This window comes from Chloroflexota bacterium, from assembly GCA_020850535.1.
In the GTDB taxonomy this organism is placed as follows: Bacteria; Chloroflexota; UBA6077; order UBA6077; family JACCZL01; genus JADZEM01.
Genome location: JADZEM010000136.1, coordinates 15,996 through 33,389 on the forward strand (window position 1 = coordinate 15,996; position 17,394 = coordinate 33,389).

11 protein-coding genes and 3 pseudogenes are annotated in these 17,394 nt (G+C 68.4%); 8 read left to right on the forward strand and 6 right to left on the reverse strand.

The features are described 5' to 3' along the window. Positions 1–86 precede the first annotated feature (86 nt). The gene (locus IT306_20450; protein ID MCC7370804.1) at positions 87–1,088 is read right to left on the reverse strand and encodes an aldo/keto reductase; all 1,002 of its coding nucleotides are present in this window, start codon (positions 1,086–1,088) and stop codon (positions 87–89) included. 340 nt (positions 1,089–1,428) lie between these two features. On the opposite strand from IT306_20450, the gene IT306_20455 reads away from it, so the two are divergent. The 4 genes and pseudogenes from IT306_20455 to IT306_20470 all read left to right on the forward strand — a co-directional run bounded on the left by IT306_20455 (position 1,429) and on the right by IT306_20470 (position 5,080). Further along, positions 1,429–2,673 carry a Tm-1-like ATP-binding domain-containing protein gene (locus IT306_20455; GenBank protein MCC7370805.1) on the forward strand — a complete coding sequence of 415 codons (1,245 nt, stop codon included), beginning with the start codon at positions 1,429–1,431 and terminating at the stop codon, positions 2,671–2,673. A 114-nt stretch (positions 2,674–2,787) separates the two neighbouring features. Continuing rightward, the gene (locus IT306_20460; protein ID MCC7370806.1) at positions 2,788–3,651 is read left to right on the forward strand and encodes a phosphoenolpyruvate hydrolase family protein; all 864 of its coding nucleotides are present in this window, start codon (positions 2,788–2,790) and stop codon (positions 3,649–3,651) included. A gap of 146 nt (positions 3,652–3,797) precedes the next feature. After that, positions 3,798–4,493 carry a haloacid dehalogenase-like hydrolase gene (locus IT306_20465; protein MCC7370807.1) on the forward strand — a complete coding sequence of 232 codons (696 nt, stop codon included), beginning with the start codon at positions 3,798–3,800 and terminating at the stop codon, positions 4,491–4,493. Positions 4,494–4,585: 92 nt separating this feature from the next. Then, positions 4,586–5,080: pseudogene (locus IT306_20470) on the forward strand (IS5/IS1182 family transposase). Between the two features lie 298 nt (positions 5,081–5,378). Here the strand turns inward: IT306_20470 and IT306_20475 are convergent. Beyond that, positions 5,379–6,626, reverse strand: coding sequence for a hypothetical protein (locus IT306_20475; GenBank protein ID MCC7370808.1), 1,248 nt, complete (start codon positions 6,624–6,626; stop codon positions 5,379–5,381). Positions 6,627–6,703: 77 nt separating this feature from the next. Between IT306_20475 and IT306_20480 the strand changes: the two are divergent. Together IT306_20480 and IT306_20485 are read left to right on the forward strand one after the other, a co-directional pair. Beyond that, a pseudogene (locus IT306_20480) lies at positions 6,704–7,138 on the forward strand (hypothetical protein). Between the two features lie 385 nt (positions 7,139–7,523). Then, a pseudogene (locus IT306_20485) lies at positions 7,524–9,762 on the forward strand (recombinase family protein). 1,338 nt (positions 9,763–11,100) lie between these two features. Here the strand turns inward: IT306_20485 and IT306_20490 are convergent. Together IT306_20490 and IT306_20495 are read right to left on the reverse strand one after the other, a co-directional pair. Beyond that, a complete protein-coding gene (locus IT306_20490; GenBank protein MCC7370809.1) occupies positions 11,101–11,790 on the reverse strand; it encodes an ISAs1 family transposase in 690 nt (229 codons plus the stop codon). Continuing rightward, positions 11,718–12,293 (reverse strand): MmgE/PrpD family protein, encoded by a 576-nt coding sequence (locus IT306_20495; protein ID MCC7370810.1) that lies wholly within the window; start codon positions 12,291–12,293, stop codon positions 11,718–11,720. The genes IT306_20490 and IT306_20495 overlap by 73 nt, the downstream gene beginning before the upstream one ends. 276 nt (positions 12,294–12,569) lie before the next feature. Here IT306_20495 and IT306_20500 point away from each other — a divergent pair, with 276 nt between their 5' ends. Then, positions 12,570–13,898 carry an ISKra4 family transposase gene (locus IT306_20500; protein ID MCC7370811.1) on the forward strand — a complete coding sequence of 443 codons (1,329 nt, stop codon included), beginning with the start codon at positions 12,570–12,572 and terminating at the stop codon, positions 13,896–13,898. A 549-nt stretch (positions 13,899–14,447) separates the two neighbouring features. Continuing rightward, the gene (locus tag IT306_20505) at positions 14,448–15,437 is read left to right on the forward strand and encodes an alpha/beta hydrolase (GenBank protein MCC7370812.1); all 990 of its coding nucleotides are present in this window, start codon (positions 14,448–14,450) and stop codon (positions 15,435–15,437) included. Between the two features lie 23 nt (positions 15,438–15,460). On the opposite strand, the gene IT306_20510 is transcribed toward IT306_20505, so the two are convergent. After that, positions 15,461–16,366 carry an ABC transporter permease gene (locus IT306_20510; protein ID MCC7370813.1) on the reverse strand — a complete coding sequence of 302 codons (906 nt, stop codon included), beginning with the start codon at positions 16,364–16,366 and terminating at the stop codon, positions 15,461–15,463. A 5-nt stretch (positions 16,367–16,371) separates the two neighbouring features. Beyond that, the gene (locus IT306_20515; GenBank protein ID MCC7370814.1) at positions 16,372–17,328 is read right to left on the reverse strand and encodes an ABC transporter permease; all 957 of its coding nucleotides are present in this window, start codon (positions 17,326–17,328) and stop codon (positions 16,372–16,374) included. Between the last annotated feature and the right edge of the window lie 66 nt (positions 17,329–17,394).

Genomic DNA, 17,394 nt, shown 5'->3' on the forward strand with positions numbered 1-17,394 from the left:
CACGTCGGCGGGTGCGGTCGCCAGGCGGAGAGCAGGGGCAGGAGCGCAGCCACCTAGACCCCCGCCCCTGCTCTCCGGCGACGTCGTCAGCGCACGACCGGGCGGTCGGCCGGTCGCGAGCCCACGAAATCCGGGCCGCCCAGCAAATCCGAGTCGATGGCACCGGCGTCGGCGATCGAGTCAAGCTGTTCACGGGTCAGGTTGGCCCCGAACGGCGCGACGTTCCAGGCGACCTCGTGCGGGCGCGCCATCCCGATGATCGTCATGTCCAGCAGTGGCTCGGTATAGGCGAACGCACAGGCCGCCACCGGCAGGCGGGTGCCGAGCTCGGCGCAACGAGCCTCCATCTTTCGAACCGCATCGATCACTTCCGGGATGGCCGGCTGGTAGGAGTACACCGCGTTCTCCACGGCGCCCGTCGCCAGGATGTTGCCGGCGAACGGCGCCGCCAGGACCGTGCCCAGGTTCTTGGCCTTCGCCTTCGCCAGCAGCCCTGACGTCTTCGCCACGCGCAGCAGCAGCGTGTAGAGGCGCGGGAACTGGATCACGTCGAACTCGCCGGACTCCACCGCGATCTGCAGCGGCACGATCGTCTGGGTGGCGATGCCGATGTGCCCGACCAGGCCCTCCGACTGGAGCTTGCGCAGCCCTTCGAGCGCACCGCCCGGCCCGAGAACCTGCCGCATGTGCTCCTCGCCGCGTGGGTCGTGCACGAAGAACAGCGGCAGTTTCTCCAGGCGCAGCGCCTTGAGGCTCCGCTCGGCGTGGGCGCGGAACGCGTCCGCCGTGAACTCACCGCGCCCGAACTTGGTGGCGATCGTCAGGTCGGCGGGCGGGTTCGCTTCCGGCATCAGGCGACCGAGATCGTCCTCATTCTGGTACTGGTCGGCGGTGTCCACGTAGCGGATGCCGGCCTCGAACGCCGTGCGGAGCACCTCGACGAGCGCTCGCTCGTTCTCGACACGCGCGATGGCCGGCCCGACCTTGCCCCACCCGAACGTCCCGAGCGCGAGCTTGGTTGTCCGGATGCCGGTGCGCCCCAGTGTGGTCCACGGAATCGACTGCAGGCTCGTCGCTTCACTCGTCATGACGGTCCCCATCTCCGGTGATTGGCCTGGAGCGGCGCCACCCTCGGCACACGCTTCGGCGCCCGGAACGGCAGACGGCATCGCACACCGTCGTGCTCCGGATTGCGGCCCTTGCCGACGCCACAGGCTCGGCGGCTGGCCACGAGAGGGTATTGTATAGCACGCTTCCAACGTTGTACAGTGGGGGACACCAGACATTGTGTGACTATTGTCTGGTACAAGCTCGGCGACGGTGGCCGTGACAGCGGGCGTTGCGCAGGGGTCTGGGATGGACCGGCCATGGCGCGAGGCCTTCGCATGGCGTGGGACGGGCCAACCGGCGGTTGGGGAAGGGAGGGGGATGGTGCAGGGTGGCAAGACCGTGGTCCTCCTGGCCACGCTCGACACGAAGGGTGAGGAGACGCGTTTCGTCAAAGACACGATTGAGGGGCGCGGGCTGCGGACGCTGGTGGTGGACACCGGCGTCCGGGGAGCCCCGGCCTTCGCCGCCGACGTGTCCCGCGCCGAGGTAGCGGAGGCGGCCGGCGAGGATGTGATCGCGCTGGCCGAAGCCCGTGACCGTGGGCGGGCGGCCGGCGTGATGGGGCAGGGCGCGGCTGTTGTCGTCACGCGGCTGCACGCCGAGGGTAGGCTCGACGGCCTGCTCACCATCGGCGGCGGCACCGGTAGCTCGATCGCCAATCCAGCGCTGGTGGCGCTCCCGCTGGGCATCCCGAAGATGATGGTCACCGTGCGCTCGGCGATTGACTATCGAACGGTGTTCGCGCGGAAGGATGTGACGGTCGTGTACGCCGTCACGGACATTCTCGGGCTCAACCCGGTGCTGCGACGCATCCTGAGCAACGCGGCCGGCGCGATCAGCGGCATGGTCGAGCAGGAGTACGTCGAGCCGCTGGCCCGGCCGGTGGTGGCGGTGACCTCGTTCGGGGTGACGACGCCGGCGGCGATGCGCTGCCGCGAGATCTTGCTGGAGCACGGCTTCGAGGTGGTGGTCTTCCCGGCCACGGGGACGGGGGGGATGAGCCTGGAGGAGCTGATCGACCAGGGGACGGTCCAGGCGGTGCTGGATCTCACCACCTCCGAGCTGGCGGACGAGCTTTGCGGGGGATCGGCCACGGCCGGGCCGCACCGGCTGGAGGCGGCGGCGCGCATGGGCATCCCACAGGTCGTCATCCCCGGTGCGATGGACTTCGTGAACTTCCGGTCGGTCGAGCAGATCCCGTCCCAGTACAAGGATCGCCTGTTCTACTTCCACACGCCGACCACCGCGCTCATGCGGACGACCGCCGAGGAGAACATCATCCTGGGTGGGCAGGTTGGCGAGCGAGTCGGTCGCTCGGCCGGGCCGGCCGTGGTGCTGATCCCGATGCGCGGCTATTCGGACTACGACCATGAGGGCCGGGTGTTCTGGGATCCGGCCGCCGACCGCGCGTTCGTCGAGGGCGTGCGCAGCTCGATCGGCGACCGGATACCGGTGATCGAGGTGGACCTGCACGTCAACGATCCGGATTTCGCGGCGACAGCGGTCGAGCGCCTGGTGCATCTGATGGCCTCGGCCCGGGCGGCGGGGGTGGCAATGGCCTGATTGTCGCCCGCTCTCTCGTGATCGGCATTCAGCTCGCGATGCTGGCTTGGTGGCCAGGATCGCCGTTCCGCTCGCCGCGTCTGAGGCGCAGCGAGCACTGAAGGGGCAGCAGCGATGACGCTTGATCACTCGTTCACCAGGACCGAGATCCTCGATCGGCTGCACGCCAGCGTCGCGGCCGGCAAGCCGATCGTCGGGGCGGGGTGCAGCGCCGGCATCGTGGCGAAGGCGGCCGAGTTGGGTGGCGCCGACTTCATCGTGGTGTACAGCACCGGCCGCTCGCGGATCATGGGCCTGCCGACGACGCAGATCGGCCACTCGAACACGGTCACCCTGGAGATGTTCGACGAGATCGAGAACGTGGTAAACAACACCCCGATCGTCGTCGGCATCGAGGCGCAGGACCCGACGTGCATGAGCCTGCAGCGCCTGCTGGACAAGTTCCGCACCAAGGGCTTCAATGGGCTGATCAACTTCCCGGGCCTCGGGCAGGTGCTGGACACGCGTGGCACGATGCGCGAGGACGTCGGCCTCGGGTTCTCACGCGAGGTGGAGCTGATCAAGCTGGCGCGCAGCCAGGACTTCTTCACCACGGCGTACGCCTACAACGTCGAGGCGGCGCGGCGGCTGGCCGCGGCCGGCGTGGACGTGCAGATCGCGCATGCCGGCTGGACGACGGGCGGGCTGTCCGGCCGCTCGACCTCCGGGGCGCCGTCGCTGCAGCAGGCCGCCGACCATTGCCAGGCGATCTTCGAGGTGACCAGGCAAGAGAACCCGGACGCCATCCTGCTGGCGCACGGCGGCCCGTATGACGTTCCGGAGAACGTGACGAAGCTGTACGAGATGACGGACGCCGTCGGCTTCGTCGGGGCGTCGAGCATCGAGCGCATCCCGATCGAGCGGGCAGTCATGGACGCGGTGTCGTCGTTCAAGTCGGCGGTGCTGCCCCGCCTGCAGAAGGTCGGTGCCGCCGTCTGAGGCACCAATCCCGCTGTTGGCCCCGCCCCGTCACGCTGGGGCGGGGCCAACAGCGTGAGCCTCGCGCACGAGGAGGAAGAGATCGGCAAGGCGAGTGGTCGGCGCTGTACGAACGCGTGAGCCTCGCGCACGAGGAGGAAGAGGGGATGCACCTCGTCCTGTGGGATGTCGACGGGACGCTGATGAATTCGCGCGGCGCCATTCGCCATGCACGCTCCACGGCGCTGCGCTCGGTGTACGGGATCGAGGGCGAGATCCGACGCGTCGCCGGCGGGGGCATGACCGATCCGCAGTTGACGCTGGAGACGGTGGCGCTGCACGGCTGGACCGAGGAGTCAGCCCTGGCCCACCTGGACGCCTTCCGGGATGCGTACCTCGCCGGGTTGGAGGAGGCGCGGGCGTCGCTGGCGGCGGACCTGGAGGTCCTGGACGGCGTCCGCGAGACGATCGAGCGGCTGCACGCGCGTGGGGTGGCGCAGTCGCTGCTGACGGGCAACTATGAGCCGGCGGCCCGGCTCAAGGTGAGCGCGGCCGGCCTGGACACGCGCCTGGACTTCGCACTCGGGGCGTTCGGCAGCGACAACCGCGACCGCCTCTGCCTGGTGCCGGTGGCGCTGGAGAAGGCGCAGCGCCTGCTCGATCCGGCGATGATCGCCGCAGACATCGTCGTCATCGGAGACTCGCCGCGTGACATCGCGTGTGCCCGAGCGGGCGGCGCCCGGGCCGTCGCCGTTGCGACGGGGCCACATCCGGCTGAGGAGCTTGCCACCTTTCATCCGGATGCGTTGCTGGAGCGTCTACACGATAACGACGAGACGATCAAGGCGCTGCTCGGCCGCTAAGAGCGCTCGGCAATAGGTAGACAGAAGGAGCATACAGGCACGGACTCCGGCGACAGTAGAGGTGCAAGCCATCTCCGGTCGAGGAGGAGTCCGTGCCTGTCCTTCCAGCATGCCTGTTGGAGCCGCTCTGGGTCCAGTTCTCAGCGCTGCTGCCAGCGCACCCGAAAGTGTCGCCGACCCACCCACTCGGCTGTCATCGGCCACGGATCTCGGATCGGGTGGTCTTTGCGCACGTGATCGCCGCGCTGGTGCACGGCTCGGGCTACGAGCGGATCGCGAGTCCCGGCTGCTCGGACCGAACCATTCGGCGGCGTGTCCAGGAGTGGGCAACTGCTGGACTGGCCGAACAGGTCCAGACGCTGGCGCTTCAGGCGTACGATCGCATGATCGGCGTGGACCTGGACGAACTGGCGGTGGATGGCTGTCTCACGAAGTCACCAGGAGGCGAGGCGGCCCGACGCTCCCCGGTGGACCGTGGCAAGCAAGGAGTGAAGCGCTCGGTGGTGACCGATGGGACCGGCATCCCGCTGCACATCGTGTCGGCCGGAGCCAACCGTCACGATAGCCCGCTGCTTGGTCCGACCCTCGCCGGCCTGGACAGGCTAAAGGACGGACTGCCAGGGCGATTGCATCACTCGATCAGGCGCTCAAACCGTTGAGGACTGAGCGGAGACAGGCCTCGTCGAGGGCGGCGCAAAGGCGTTTGGTGGCGATGCTGGAGCAGCGAGAGGTCTCCTGACGGAGCAGGTTGAGGGCGAAGTGGCGGATGATGGCGAGGTTCTTGGGGCCGTGTCCGAGGCGGACGGTGCTGGCATCCTCGCGGAAGGCGACATCCAAGACCCAGTGCAGGCGGTGTAGAGTGAGGACGGGAACGCCATACAGCGGTTAGCCGCCGCGGTCTTCCCCATCCTCCTCTCCAAACCGGGCGTGCGACGTTAACCGCACCCGGCTCTCCCTTGGGTTCGCATCGTGGCGACCGTAGTGCTCAGCCTGGTGGCAGGCGACGCAGAGCGATTCCAGGTCATCGATGTGGTGAGAGACGGTGCCGTGGCGATGGTGAACCTGGAGCGAACCCCGGGCGCCACACCGCACGCAGCGGAACCGATCCCGGATCTTCACCCTGAGTTCACGCGTGGCCATGTTCTGTGGCTCCCGACGTGTCGCGCTCGCGCTCGGGAGGCCCATGGTCAGCGTGAAGAGCCGCTCGTCAGGACCGGTTTCCCCCAGGGGGTAGTCCGGCACTGGGGCGGTACCCGTGTCTAGGTACGGATGAGCGAAGCCCAACCGGCCTTTCTGCCGGTACCGTCCGCGTCGTAGCTCCTGCGAGGTGCCAAGCCATTGATACGTCTCGAGCGTCGTGCCGCTCTGACGGATCTGGGCGGTCCAGCGTCGTTGCCCATGGATGCGGCGGGTCTTGCGCTGGATGAGAGTCCGGGGGCCGCTCGTCGGGTGCTTCTTGCGAAGCCACCGAAGATAGCGATGCCAGGTGTAGTCGGTGACGGCCTTGATGTCGTGCTGGAGGCTGGTGTGCCGATAGTACTCGGCCCACCCACGGACCAGCGCGTTCAACGTCGTCAACCGCGTGTACTCTTTCATCCAGGCCCACGCTCTGGTCGTCAGGGTTTTGATCTTCGCTTTGACTCGCACTGTTCCCGCTGCCGTCGGTCGAAGATGGACCACCCAGCGTCCTTCCGGTCGGCCTCGCTGGATGTGGAAGCCCAGGAAGTCGAAGCCGTCGTTGACGTGCGTGATGGTCGTCTTTTCGTCCGAAAGCTCCAGGTACAGCTCGTCGGCCAGGAAGCGCGTGATCGCCGCCTTGGCAGCCCGAACACCGGCAATCCCGTCGTTGCTCACGACGCAGAAATCATCGGCGTACCGAATCAGTCTGTAATTGCCGCCGCCCGCTGCGCGTCTCCGTTCCCGTTCGTATGGTGTGAGGTCCCGCTGCCGCTCGGCCCAGACGTCAAACTCGTGGAGGTAGACGTTGGCGAGGAGCGGTGAGACGCCAGCGCCCTGGGGGACACCGGCCTCAGAGCGGGCGAAGAGCCCGTTCTCCATCACCCCGGCTTTGAGAAACCGCCAGATGAGCGCGATGAGGTCCTTGTCCGCGATCCGTCGCTTCAGGAGACTCACAAGCTTCCGATGCTGAACCGTATCGAACGACCCGGCGTCACACTACCCACCTCGAGGGTTTCCCGGCCACCGTCACCGTCGTCCGACCGCACCACCCGCTTGAAGGTCAGGCCCTCTCAGTACTCGGCTGGACGCGGCGGCAGGGGACGCTCGATCTCCTCCTCCTGCTCCCGGATGGCTCCCGCTCGCTGATCCCGTCCGGCTGGACTGACCTGGCACCTGGTCCGTCCACGGAGGCGCCAGCCCCGGCGACGCTCGGCACGCTCGCCGATCTCCTGCAGGCCGGCCGTATCGTCGCCGGGCTGCTTCGCTGCCTCCCGCCGCAAGCGGATGATGGGCGCATCGCTGCCCAGGAGGATGCCGATGCGCAGCCGGCAGTTGCCGCTGGACCTCGGGGAGATCCCGACGTCCCCAGCGTCGCTCTGGGACGTGTTCCCAGCCGAGGACCAGCTCGCCGCCGTCGCAGCCCTGGCCCGGCTGATGGCCCAGGCCACCGTGCATGCCGTTCATGAGGAGGAGTGCCCCGATGCCGCGACCGACGACGAGCCCGTCGCGTGACGATGGCGTGACGACCACGTGCCCGGTCTGTACCCGCCCCTTCGTGCCAGTCGGACGCCAGCGCGTCTGTTCGGCCGCGTGCCGCCAGGCCGCGTATCGCCGCCGCCAGCAGGCGCATGTCCCAGCGGTGGTGCTGCCGCCCCAGCGATCACGCCGCGAGGGGACGATCTATCAGTGCCCCACGTGTGAGACGCGCTACCTCGGGACCCAGCGCTGTCCCGAGTGCGGCGTGTTCTGCCAGCGGGTCGGGCCCGGCGGGCTCTGTCCCTCATGCGATGAGCCGGTCGCCGTCGCCGACCTCGTCGCCGACCTCGTCGCCGACCTGGGAGGTCGTCCCTGATGGAGCACGCCAGGATCAGCGCGGCCCAGCGCCAGCGCACGGCCGTGGTCTACGTCCGCCAATCGAGCCCGACCCAGCTCGAGCGCAATCCAGAGTCCACGACCCGCCAGTACCAGCTCGTGGCCCGGGCCCAGGCGCTTGGCTGGCCCCCGCCTCAAGTGCAGGTGATCGACGAGGATCTCGGACGCTCCGCCAACGGCACCGCCGAGCGCCTGGGCTTCGCCCACCTGACCGCCGAGGTCGCCCTCGGTCACGTCGGCATCGTCCTGGGGCTTGAGGTCTCGCGCCTGGCACGCAACAATGCTGATTGGTACCGGCTGCTCGACCTGTGCGGTCTGACCGGTACGTTGCTGGCCGACGAGGATGGCGTCTATGACCCGAGCGTGTTCAACGATCGGCTGGTGCTGGGATTGAAGGGCACCATGAGCGAGGCCGAACTCCACGTCCTGCGCGCTCGTCTGGACGGCGGCATCCGCCACAAGGCCGCGCGCGGCGAGCTGCGCCGTGGCTTGCCGGTCGGGCTGCTTTGGGGCGACGAGGACGGCGAGATCCGTTTCCATCCGGACGAGGCGATCACCCACGCCATTCGGACCGTCTTCGAGCGCTTCGCCGAGCTGGGCTCGGTTCGGCGGGTCTGGCTCTGGCTCCGCTCGGAGGGCCTGCAGTTCCCGTTCCAGCGGCTCGCGACCGAGCCGATCCAGTGGCTGCCGCCCAGCTACCTCGCGGTCCACCACGTCCTCACCAACCCCGGCTACGCCGGCGCCTACGCCTACGGCAAGACGCGCCAGGAACGGTACGTCGACGAGACCGGCCGAGTCCGCCAGCGGACCCGCCGGTTGCCGCGCGCCGAGTGGGCGGTCCTGATCCCACACCACCATCCCGGCTTCATCACCTGGGAGACCTACCTGGCCAACCAGGAGCGGATCGGCGCCAACACGCGACCACGGCCAGCCCCTGGAGCAGGGCGGCGCCGTCCGCGAAGGCGCCGCCCTGCTCCAGGGGCTGGCCGTCTGTGGACGGTGCGGTCGTCGCTTGCGCGTCTCCTACCACGGGCGGAACGCGACGCCCGCCTACTACTGCGCGGCGGGTGCGCTGGTCAACGGGCGAGGCACCGCCTGCCTGCGTGTTGGCGGCCAGCAGATCGACGCTGCCGTCGCCACGACGTTCCTCGCCACCTGCACGCCGGCCGGGCTCCAGGCCGCCCTGGCAGCGGCCGAGCGCCTGGAGGCCGACCATGACGCGGCGCTGACCCAACGACGCCAGGCCATCGAGCGGGCACGGTACGAGGCAGTCCGTGCCGAACGACGCTACCGCGCCGTCGATCCTGAGCACCGATTGGTCGCTCGCGGGCTCGAACGGGAGTGGGAGCAACGCCTGCAAGCGCTGGCGGCAGCCGAGGCGGAGCTCGCCGCGGACGAACAGCGCCGACCGCGCGGGGTAAGCTCCGAGGAGCGCGTGCTCATCGAGCGCCTGGGGAACGATCTGGAGCGCGTCTGGACCGCACCCTCCACCAATGACCGCGACCGCAAGGAGCTGCTGCGCACCCTGCTCGACGAGGTGATCGTGCAGGTCGATCGTCCAGCGGAGCAGGCGCGGTTGACGCTGCGCTGGCGCGGCGGCGCGCTGACGGAGCTGGCGGTTCCTCTGCCACGCTCTGCCTACCAGCCGCTCCGCACCGACGAGGAGACCCTGGCGCTGCTCCGTCGGCTCGCCGCCCACTACCCGGATGCCGTGATCGCCGGCATCCTCAACCGGCAGGGTCGGCGCAGCGCCCGTGGCGAGCGCTTCACCGCCTCGATCGTCAGCAGCCTGCGCACCCACTGGGGCATCCCGCGTTACCAGCCGCCGGCCACACCACCAGCGGGCGAGCTGGTGACGATCACCGAGGCCGCCCGTCAGTTAGAGGTGGCGCCCTCCACCCTCCACCGCTGGCTACAGGATGGCTTCCTGGCTGGCGAGCAGCTCACGCCGGGCGCGCCCTGGCAGATCCGCCTGACCGACGAGCTCCGCGCCCGCTTCATCGAGGATGCCCCGCCCGGCTGGCTGCCGATGCGCGCGGCCATGAAGGCGTTGGGCGTCTCCCGCCAGACCGTCTTGCAGCGTGTCAAGCGCGGCCAGTTGCGCGCCGTCCACGTCCATCGAGGGCGCCAACCGGGCCTCCGGATCGAGGTGCCCCAGGAGATGCAGGCCATGGCTGATCTGTTCGCCCCGCTCGCCGGCAGCATGGGGGCAGTGTGACGATGGCTCCAAGTAGCCTTTGATGTCGCCCTCAATGACGTAGTAGTGCTTACGACTCGTGTTGAACAAGGGCATCATGACCGCGATGGCGCCCATGGTACAGCGACCCTTGCGAAACCCGTACGAGTGCGGCCGGAAGTCCGATTCGAAGATCGGGTCCAGGATCGCCCGCAGGGCCTCTTGCACGATGCGGTCGCGGAGCGTCGCGATGCCCAGCGGCCGCCGTTTGCCGTTCGGCTTCGGGATGTACACCCGCCGGACGGGCGCTGGCTGATACGTCCGACGCTTCAGGTCCGCGACGAGGGAGGCACTGTGCTCCTCGAAGTGGTCCCGGAAGGCCTGACGGGTCTGGCCATCGACTCCCGCCGTCGAGCTTCCCGGCCGGGTCGGAACCGCCTCGGACGCGCAACGCATCCACGAGTCCCGGTGCAGCAGACTGTACAGGTTGGTAAACCTGTGGATGGGTGCGTCGCGTGATCGCCAGGGTCTGCTGCTTTTGGGCCATCACCGTCCGGCTCATACATCCGTCCTCCGGCTTCGTTCGCCGCTGACCCGCACCGTCACCCAACTGCGCCCCTTCGCCCTGTGCTGGGCTTTCCCCAGCGCCGACTACTACGGGGGCTCCGCCCCAGCGGCGGGGCTAGTCGCAGGCTGACCCGCTCCCCAGGGGGAGAGCCGCCGCTGGTTCCCAAGTTCGCAGAAGGAGCGTCTTCACGTGGTGGTAGGTCGTGCCTATACGCCTGGCGCGGCTCGCTGCCGTGCTTGGACCGGGGATCGCAGGGTGTTCGGAGTGCTGCGCTCCTGCCTCGGGGAGAGGCTCTCCACGTGCCTCGAAAAGACACGCGTTCCGGTTCCTCCATCCTCGCCCTCTCGTTCGCGGATGGTCCTGGGTACGACGCTTCAAACGGCACTTCCTTGCGTGACCATGACCACGCTCTGGCTAGCAGCGCCCGAGAGCAGAGGGGCTCCCGCCGCCACGTTGTGGAGGGAGCTTCAGACCCGGGGCTGCCTCGGCTCCCCACGCCTCTCCCTCTAGCCACACTGCCCACTCCTGGCAGGATTCCTTCGTGGAATGTCCTCCTTCTGCGCTTCTTGGCGCACTCTCGATCCCCCAATGGCTGCGGATGGTCGCGGCGAGGCGGGCCGCAGCAGGCGGGAGGCTGGAGAGGTAGTGGCGCTCCTCGGTCGTGGTGGTCCCGCCGGCGCATCGGGTGGAGGTGATGCAGACGACGCTGGCGAGGTTGGCCCAGCGGCGGTCCGGATCGATGTAGGCGAGGTAGGCCGGGTCGCCGATGACCCGGCAGCGCCGTCGCTCGAGCCGGTCGTGCCGGGCCTCGGTCACGTCGTGGGGGACCACATCGGCGTCCCCGTCGCGGCGTCGGCGTCGGCGAATGCCGCGCGCACCCGCTCGTGCAGCGTCGGCTGGTTGTCCTTGAGGGCCAGGACGTAGTCGGCGCCCTGCTCGATGATCTGGGCGGCGATCGCGGTCTGGCAGCCCATCGCATCGATGGTGACGGTGGCGTCCTTGAGGTCGAGGAGCCGCAGCAGGGCCGGGATCGCCGTGATCTCGTTCGACTTCGCGTCCACGGCCACCTGGGCCAGCACCGGCTCGTTGGCCGTCGCCCAGGCACTGACCAGATGCAACGCGCTCGTCCCGCGGTGCCGGTCGTGGGACCGCCGCAGCGTCTTGCCGTCGATGGCAACCACTTGCTTACCCGGCACGCCGACGACTGCGGCGACCCAGTCCAGGAAGCACCGCCGGAACTCGTCCGGGTCCAGCCGCGCGAACACGCGGCCGAACGTGTCGTGCGACGGAATCCCGCCCGGCAGTGCCAGGAACGTCCGCAGCCACGCTTCCTTCGCCCGGCCGAACGTCGCCACATGCACCCCATCGTCCGCGCCGCAGATCACCGCGCACAACGTGATCGTCACGATGTCGAGCAGCCGGTGCTCCTTCAGATGCTCACGGCGCGGGTCCGTGAGCCCGCCGAAGTGCTCACTGATGCTCGTCCGGGGCAGGTCGGCCATCGGTACCCTCCCGCTCCCTTCCCTGCGGAGCAGGACCCAGTATCGACGCCACCGCCCATACTTGACAAAAGGTTATGCAATCCCCCTGCGTCCAGCCCGATGATGATGGCGCGCAGGAGGTCAGCACCGCTACAACCATTCGCCTCGGCCACGACCAGCGCGGCCGGGACGACCACGGCGGCGGCATGGGTGATGCTCGGTCCGTGGATGCTCTCGATGTCGAGCGCATAGGCGAGCGTGCCGTTCACCAGCGCTGCGAGGGCCGGCCCGGTCTTTCGGGGAGAGCCGAAGATCGAGGCGCGGGGATCGCCGCCTTCGATCGCGGCGTAGCGCAGGAGCGGCGCGGAGATCGTCAGCCAGGGCGCCCGCGCCCCGATGGTGGCGGCGAGGGTGTCCAACAGGATGTTCAGACCAGCCCGCGTGAGCTCTGGCGGCAGGGTGGCGGGCGTGTTGCCGATGGCGTACTCGACGAGCGACGCGGTGGCTGGATGGATCGAGGTCACGGCGGGCTCCCGGCCCACGACCGGACCCCGAGCGTCGCGACGGGCAACGTCAGCCAGGAGCAACACGCTCGCATCTGCATACCCTATCTCGCGCACGATTTTGCATGCAAAGTAGTATGCGGGCCATGGTAGCCCGGACGGTGACGGCCTGTAAAGTCGCCGTCATGGCCCGGGTGTGACTCACTTCTGTAAATCTGGTGGAAGGGGTACCGTGTCGGGAGCAGAGGAAAGGCCGCCGATGGTCGTAACATCGGCGGCCGAGAGGACGGCCCGAGGATGACGCGAGCGATCCCCGAGCAAATCGTAGCAGCCGTGACGACGTTGGCGGAGAGTCTGGCTGGGTGGTGTGAGGAAGGCCGCGATGGTCGGCTGGAGCAGCACGAAGCGGCGGTGCTGGAGCGTGTGCAGCAGGTGCTGCCGCAGGTGTTGGAAGCGGTGGTGGAGGTGGCGACGAGCGGGCTGGCGCCGCGCGTGCGAGAGGCCAGCGCCGCCTGTCCAAGCTGTGGGCGGCGGGTGAAGCCGCATCAGGAGCGCCCCCGACAGGTGCTGACCCAGTGTGGGGCGATCGTGATCGAGCGGCCGTGGTACACGTGTGAGCGCTGCCATCATGGGTGGAGCGTGGTGGAGACGACGCTGGGGGTCGCGAGTCGGCGCCGATCGAGCAACGGTCTGGTCGAGTGGCTGGTGCGGCTGGGGGCGACGACCGACTACCGGGAGTCGGCCGAGCTGCTGGCCGAGCTGACGGGGCTGGTGGTCGGTTCGGAGACGATCCGGCGGGAGTGCATCCGTGTCGGGACCGCGATCCGGACGGCCGAGGCGGCGGCGACCCGGCAGACCCAGCGGACGCGCGAGGCGGCCGGGCGACTCGATCCGGCGCCCGGCCTGCTGGTGCTGGAGGCCGATGGGGCCATGATCCAGTTCACGGATGGCTGGCATGAGGTCAAAGTCGGCATGGTCGCCGGCTGGGATGGTGACCGGCTGGTTGCGCCGAGCGACGTCGCGGCCCGCGAGACGGCTGCCGAGTTCGGCCCCCGTCTCGCGACGGAGGCCGCCCGACGTGGCGCGCTGGAGGTCGAGCGCTGGGAGGGCAGCGTCACTCGCCGCAGCCTCGCGGTCCTCCGCCCGGCCCTCATCCTGGCCGATGGTGCTGCCTGGATCTGGAACCTCGCCGACGAGTACGTCGATCAACGGATCGAGGTCTCCGATTTCTACCATGCGGCCGAGCATCTTGCCGCCGTGGCCACCGCCTGCTGCCCCGACCCGGCCGCCGCGACCGTCTGGCTCGACGCCAGGAAGGGCGAACTGCTGACCCAGGGACCGCTGCCCGTGCTCGACGCCTTCGACCGGCTCAAGCCCGCCACCCCCCAGGCGGCCGAGGTCCGTCGTGTCGAACGTGCCTCTTTCGCCAGCCGCGTCGACCGCATGGCCTACCCAGCACTCCGCCTTGACGGCCTCCCGATCGGCTCCGGAGCCATCGAGTCCGCCGCCAATCACGTCGTCCAGCGACGCATGAAGCGCTCAGGTATGCGCTGGTCCAAGGTCGGCGGCGACGCCATCCTCGCCCTTCGCGCTCGTCACCGCTCGCGCAGGCCCCTCGCCGCCTGACCTGGACTACAGAAGTGAGTCACACCCTCATGGCCCTACCGTATCCCTCGTTGACATGCGCTGCCGCTTCCGCAAAACTGACCGAACGGAGATCACTCCCTTCACCCGAAAAGTCACGCTGGCAAGGCAGTAGCAAGCGCCTCTGCGGTTCTGTGTGGCTGGAGGCAACGTCGGTACTCCGCGGTGTTTCATGCAGGAGGCTGGCGCTCAAGTGCGTATGCGACAGCCACTTCAACTGTCATCCTGCGCCCTTCGGACCAGTGCTCAGTATAGGCTTCGTCTCCAAACTCCGCTCGGGACGGCAGTATCGACAGATTCCCTCGGGACACGTTCCCAACATCATGCATCCGCACGTGATCGCAGAGGTCCTCGTGCAGATCATCGAAGGACCGCCTCCCGGTATCACCAGTTGCCGATGATGTGCAGATGTGCACATGGGGCGGAGCATGTCTGCTGGATTGGTGTCTGACGCTCCTCAGCGAGCGCTAGTATGACACCCCGACGGTCACCATCAACTACGCGGTTGGCCCCAGTAGCGGGCCGCCCTTCGTGCTGCTGCATGGCGGCTCCGGACGATGGCAGGGTCGTGACGCATCGCTCCAACTCCTGGCCAAACGGTGGCATGTGTACGCGCCCGACTTGCGCGGGCACGGCCGATCTGGGCGTATTCCTGACTGCTACACTCTGCACGACTTCTCTACTGACATTTGCACGTTCATCAGGGAGGTGGTTCGAGCGCCGGCGGTTATCTACGGACACTCGTTGGGCGGCGAAATCGCCGTCATGGCGGCTGCCACTGTGCCGGATCTTGTGCGAGCGCTCGTCGTAGGCGATGCACCACTCGCCGTGGAGGACCATCCCACCGAGGAGCCCGCCCACCACGAGATGAACCAGTTGTGGCGAACACTCGGGGGCCGATCTATGGAGGTGGTCCAGGCGGGGCGGCGCCAAGGATGCCCCGGGCCGGCCACAACGTGGGACGCGACAACGCGCGGCCGAGGAGGCGCACGCCGAGCACGCGCGTTGGTCGCCTTGGTGGCCGGCTGGGCCGACGGTCGAACCGTCTACGCCGTCGTCGATAGCGCCTATGCGGCCCGCCCCCTCCTGGAAGGCCGCCCCGCCAACGTCAACAGCCTGAGCCACCTGCGTCCAGACGCGGCGCTGTGGGCCCGACCGGGCCGCCGCCGACCGGGGCAGCGCGGCCGGCCACGGCGTAAGGGCCATCGCCTGCCCATGCCCACAGCGATGGCGGCGACCCGCCAACGCTGGGATCCGCTGCCCGTGTCATCCTCTACGGGCGGCCGGTCACCTCACTCGTCTTCGGCTGCACCGCCTCTGGTACGCCGCTCGCGTCCAGCAGGGGCGCTCCTCCGACTGGCCCGACCCGCCCCTGGTATCGTTCTAAGGCCACCCCATCCTTCCTCGACATGCTCATTGCCGTCCACCGGGACTCATGGCGTGCCCACTTTTCGGACCGGCCTTTGCCCACCCCGGTCTCTCAGAATTCGCCGCTACTTGGGGAGCGCGCTCCCCAAGTAGCGGCATAAGGGTGGAAGTCGAGGCTAGCGCCCGAGATTGATCTGGCGTGGATCCAGCGCGTCGCGAACGGCCTCGGAGAGGAAGTTCAAGCCGATCAGGAGTAGCGTCAACGCCACACCGGGAAACACACCGTACCACCAGGCCGTACGGAGGAACTGGCGACTGCTGCTCAGCATCGAGCCCCACGACGGATCGGGTGCCTGCGTCCCCAATCCCAGGAACGAGAGCGTGGACTCCAGCAGGATGCCGAACGCCATCGCTACCATGACCTGCACGAGCAATGGGGACATCACGTTCGGCAGGATGTGACTGAAGATGATGCGCGGTATGCTGGCACCCAGCGCGCGCTCGGCCAGCACGTAGTCGCGTTCCTTCTCTGTCAGCGCGCAGGCCCGAGCCAACCGCGCAAAGATCGGGATGTTGAACACCCCGACGGCGATCGAGGCGTTGACTGCACCCGGTCCGATGACCAGCACGATGGCGATGCCGAGCAAGATCGCGGGAAACGCCAGCAGGCAGTCCCACACCCGATTGATGACCCCATCTACCCAGCCGCCGAGATACCCACCGAGCAGTCCGGTCGTAGCCCCGACGGAGAGTCCGATCGCGACGCTGATAATTCCGACAGTCAGCGAGATCCGCGAGCCGTAGAGCAGCCGGCTGAGCACGTCACGCCCGAGGTCATCCGTGCCGAGCAGGTACGGGACGCCCGGCGGCTTCAACTGGGCACCGGGGAACTGCTCCACTGGGTCGAACGGCGCCACGTACGGTGCGACGAGAGCCACCAGGCAGAACGCCCCGAGCACCGAGATGCCAATCATGCCGCTCGGGTTGCGCAGGATGCGCCGGCCCGCTCGAATCATCGGCGACTGGACCGATTGCGCGACATCGTCGCGATTCGCCGTGAGGACGGCCCCTTGCGTGGACACTCCCATCATCCCCGTCCTCGGCTCAGCCGGATGCGCGGGTCGATCAACCCGTACATCAGGTCCATCACCAGGTTGATCAGCACGAACACCATGACCATGATCAGCAGCACCGCTTGCACCAGCGGATAGTCACGCTGGCCCACCGCGTCGATCATCAGGCGTCCCAGACCCGGCCAGGCGAAGATCGACTCGACCACCACCGTCCCGCCGAGGAGGCGCCCGAACTGGAGCCCCACCACCGTGACAACGGGGATCAGCGCGGCCCGAAGTGCGTGGCCGATGACCACGACCCTCTCCGCGAGCCCCTTCGCGCGGGCCGTCCTCACGTAGTCCTCGTGGAGCACGTCGAGCATCGCCGTCGCGATGAACCGCGAGAAGACGGCGGACATGTGGAAGCTCAGCGTCAGCGCCGGCAGGATCAGGGAGCGCATGCCCAGCATTGGGTTCTGGAACGGGTCCACCCGCCCGCCCGGTGGCAGCCAGCCGAGCGCGAGCGTGAACAGCAGGATCAGGAGGATGCCGAGCCAGAAGTTGGGCACGCCGAGCGCAAGGCCCGTGTATGCGGTCACCAGCAACTGAATCCGAGATCCTTGTTTCAGCGCGGTGATCAGCCCCAGCGGCAGCGCTACGACCAGCGCCAGCAGCAGCGAGACGAGCGCCAGTTGCGCCGTGGCGGGGGCAGCGTCCCAGATGAGCTCGGCGACCGGGATCTTGCTCAGATAGGAGAAGCCGAGGTCGCCACGCACGACGTGGCTGACCCAGGCGAGGTACTGCACCGGCAGCGGCTGATCCAGTCCTAACCGCGCGCGGACTTCCGCGATGGACTGGGAGGAGGCCTCCGGGCCGGCCACCATCTGGGCCGGGTCGCCCGGCACCAGCCGCATCAGGACGAACACCGTGGCCGATGCGAGCACCACCACCGGGACAAGCTGCCAGAGTCGTCGGAGTGTGTACGAGATCATCGCCGGCCTCTCAATTCGCAGCCATGCAGATGGGAATGTCAGCGAGGTGCCGGGCGCCGCGCAGAG

Coding starts and splice junctions, on each gene's coding strand:
- IT306_20465 (MCC7370807.1), top strand. CDS start 3,798: ATGCACCTCGTCCTGTGGGATGTCGACGGGACGCTGATGAATTCGCGC.
- IT306_20455 (MCC7370805.1), top strand. CDS start 1,429: ATGGTGCAGGGTGGCAAGACCGTGGTCCTCCTGGCCACGCTCGACACG.
- IT306_20450 (MCC7370804.1), bottom strand. CDS start 1,088: ATGACGAGTGAAGCGACGAGCCTGCAGTCGATTCCGTGGACCACACTG.
- IT306_20460 (MCC7370806.1), top strand. CDS start 2,788: ATGACGCTTGATCACTCGTTCACCAGGACCGAGATCCTCGATCGGCTG.
- IT306_20515 (MCC7370814.1), bottom strand. CDS start 17,328: ATGATCTCGTACACACTCCGACGACTCTGGCAGCTTGTCCCGGTGGTG.
- IT306_20500 (MCC7370811.1), top strand. CDS start 12,570: ATGACGCGAGCGATCCCCGAGCAAATCGTAGCAGCCGTGACGACGTTG.
- IT306_20490 (MCC7370809.1), bottom strand. CDS start 11,790: ATGGCCGACCTGCCCCGGACGAGCATCAGTGAGCACTTCGGCGGGCTC.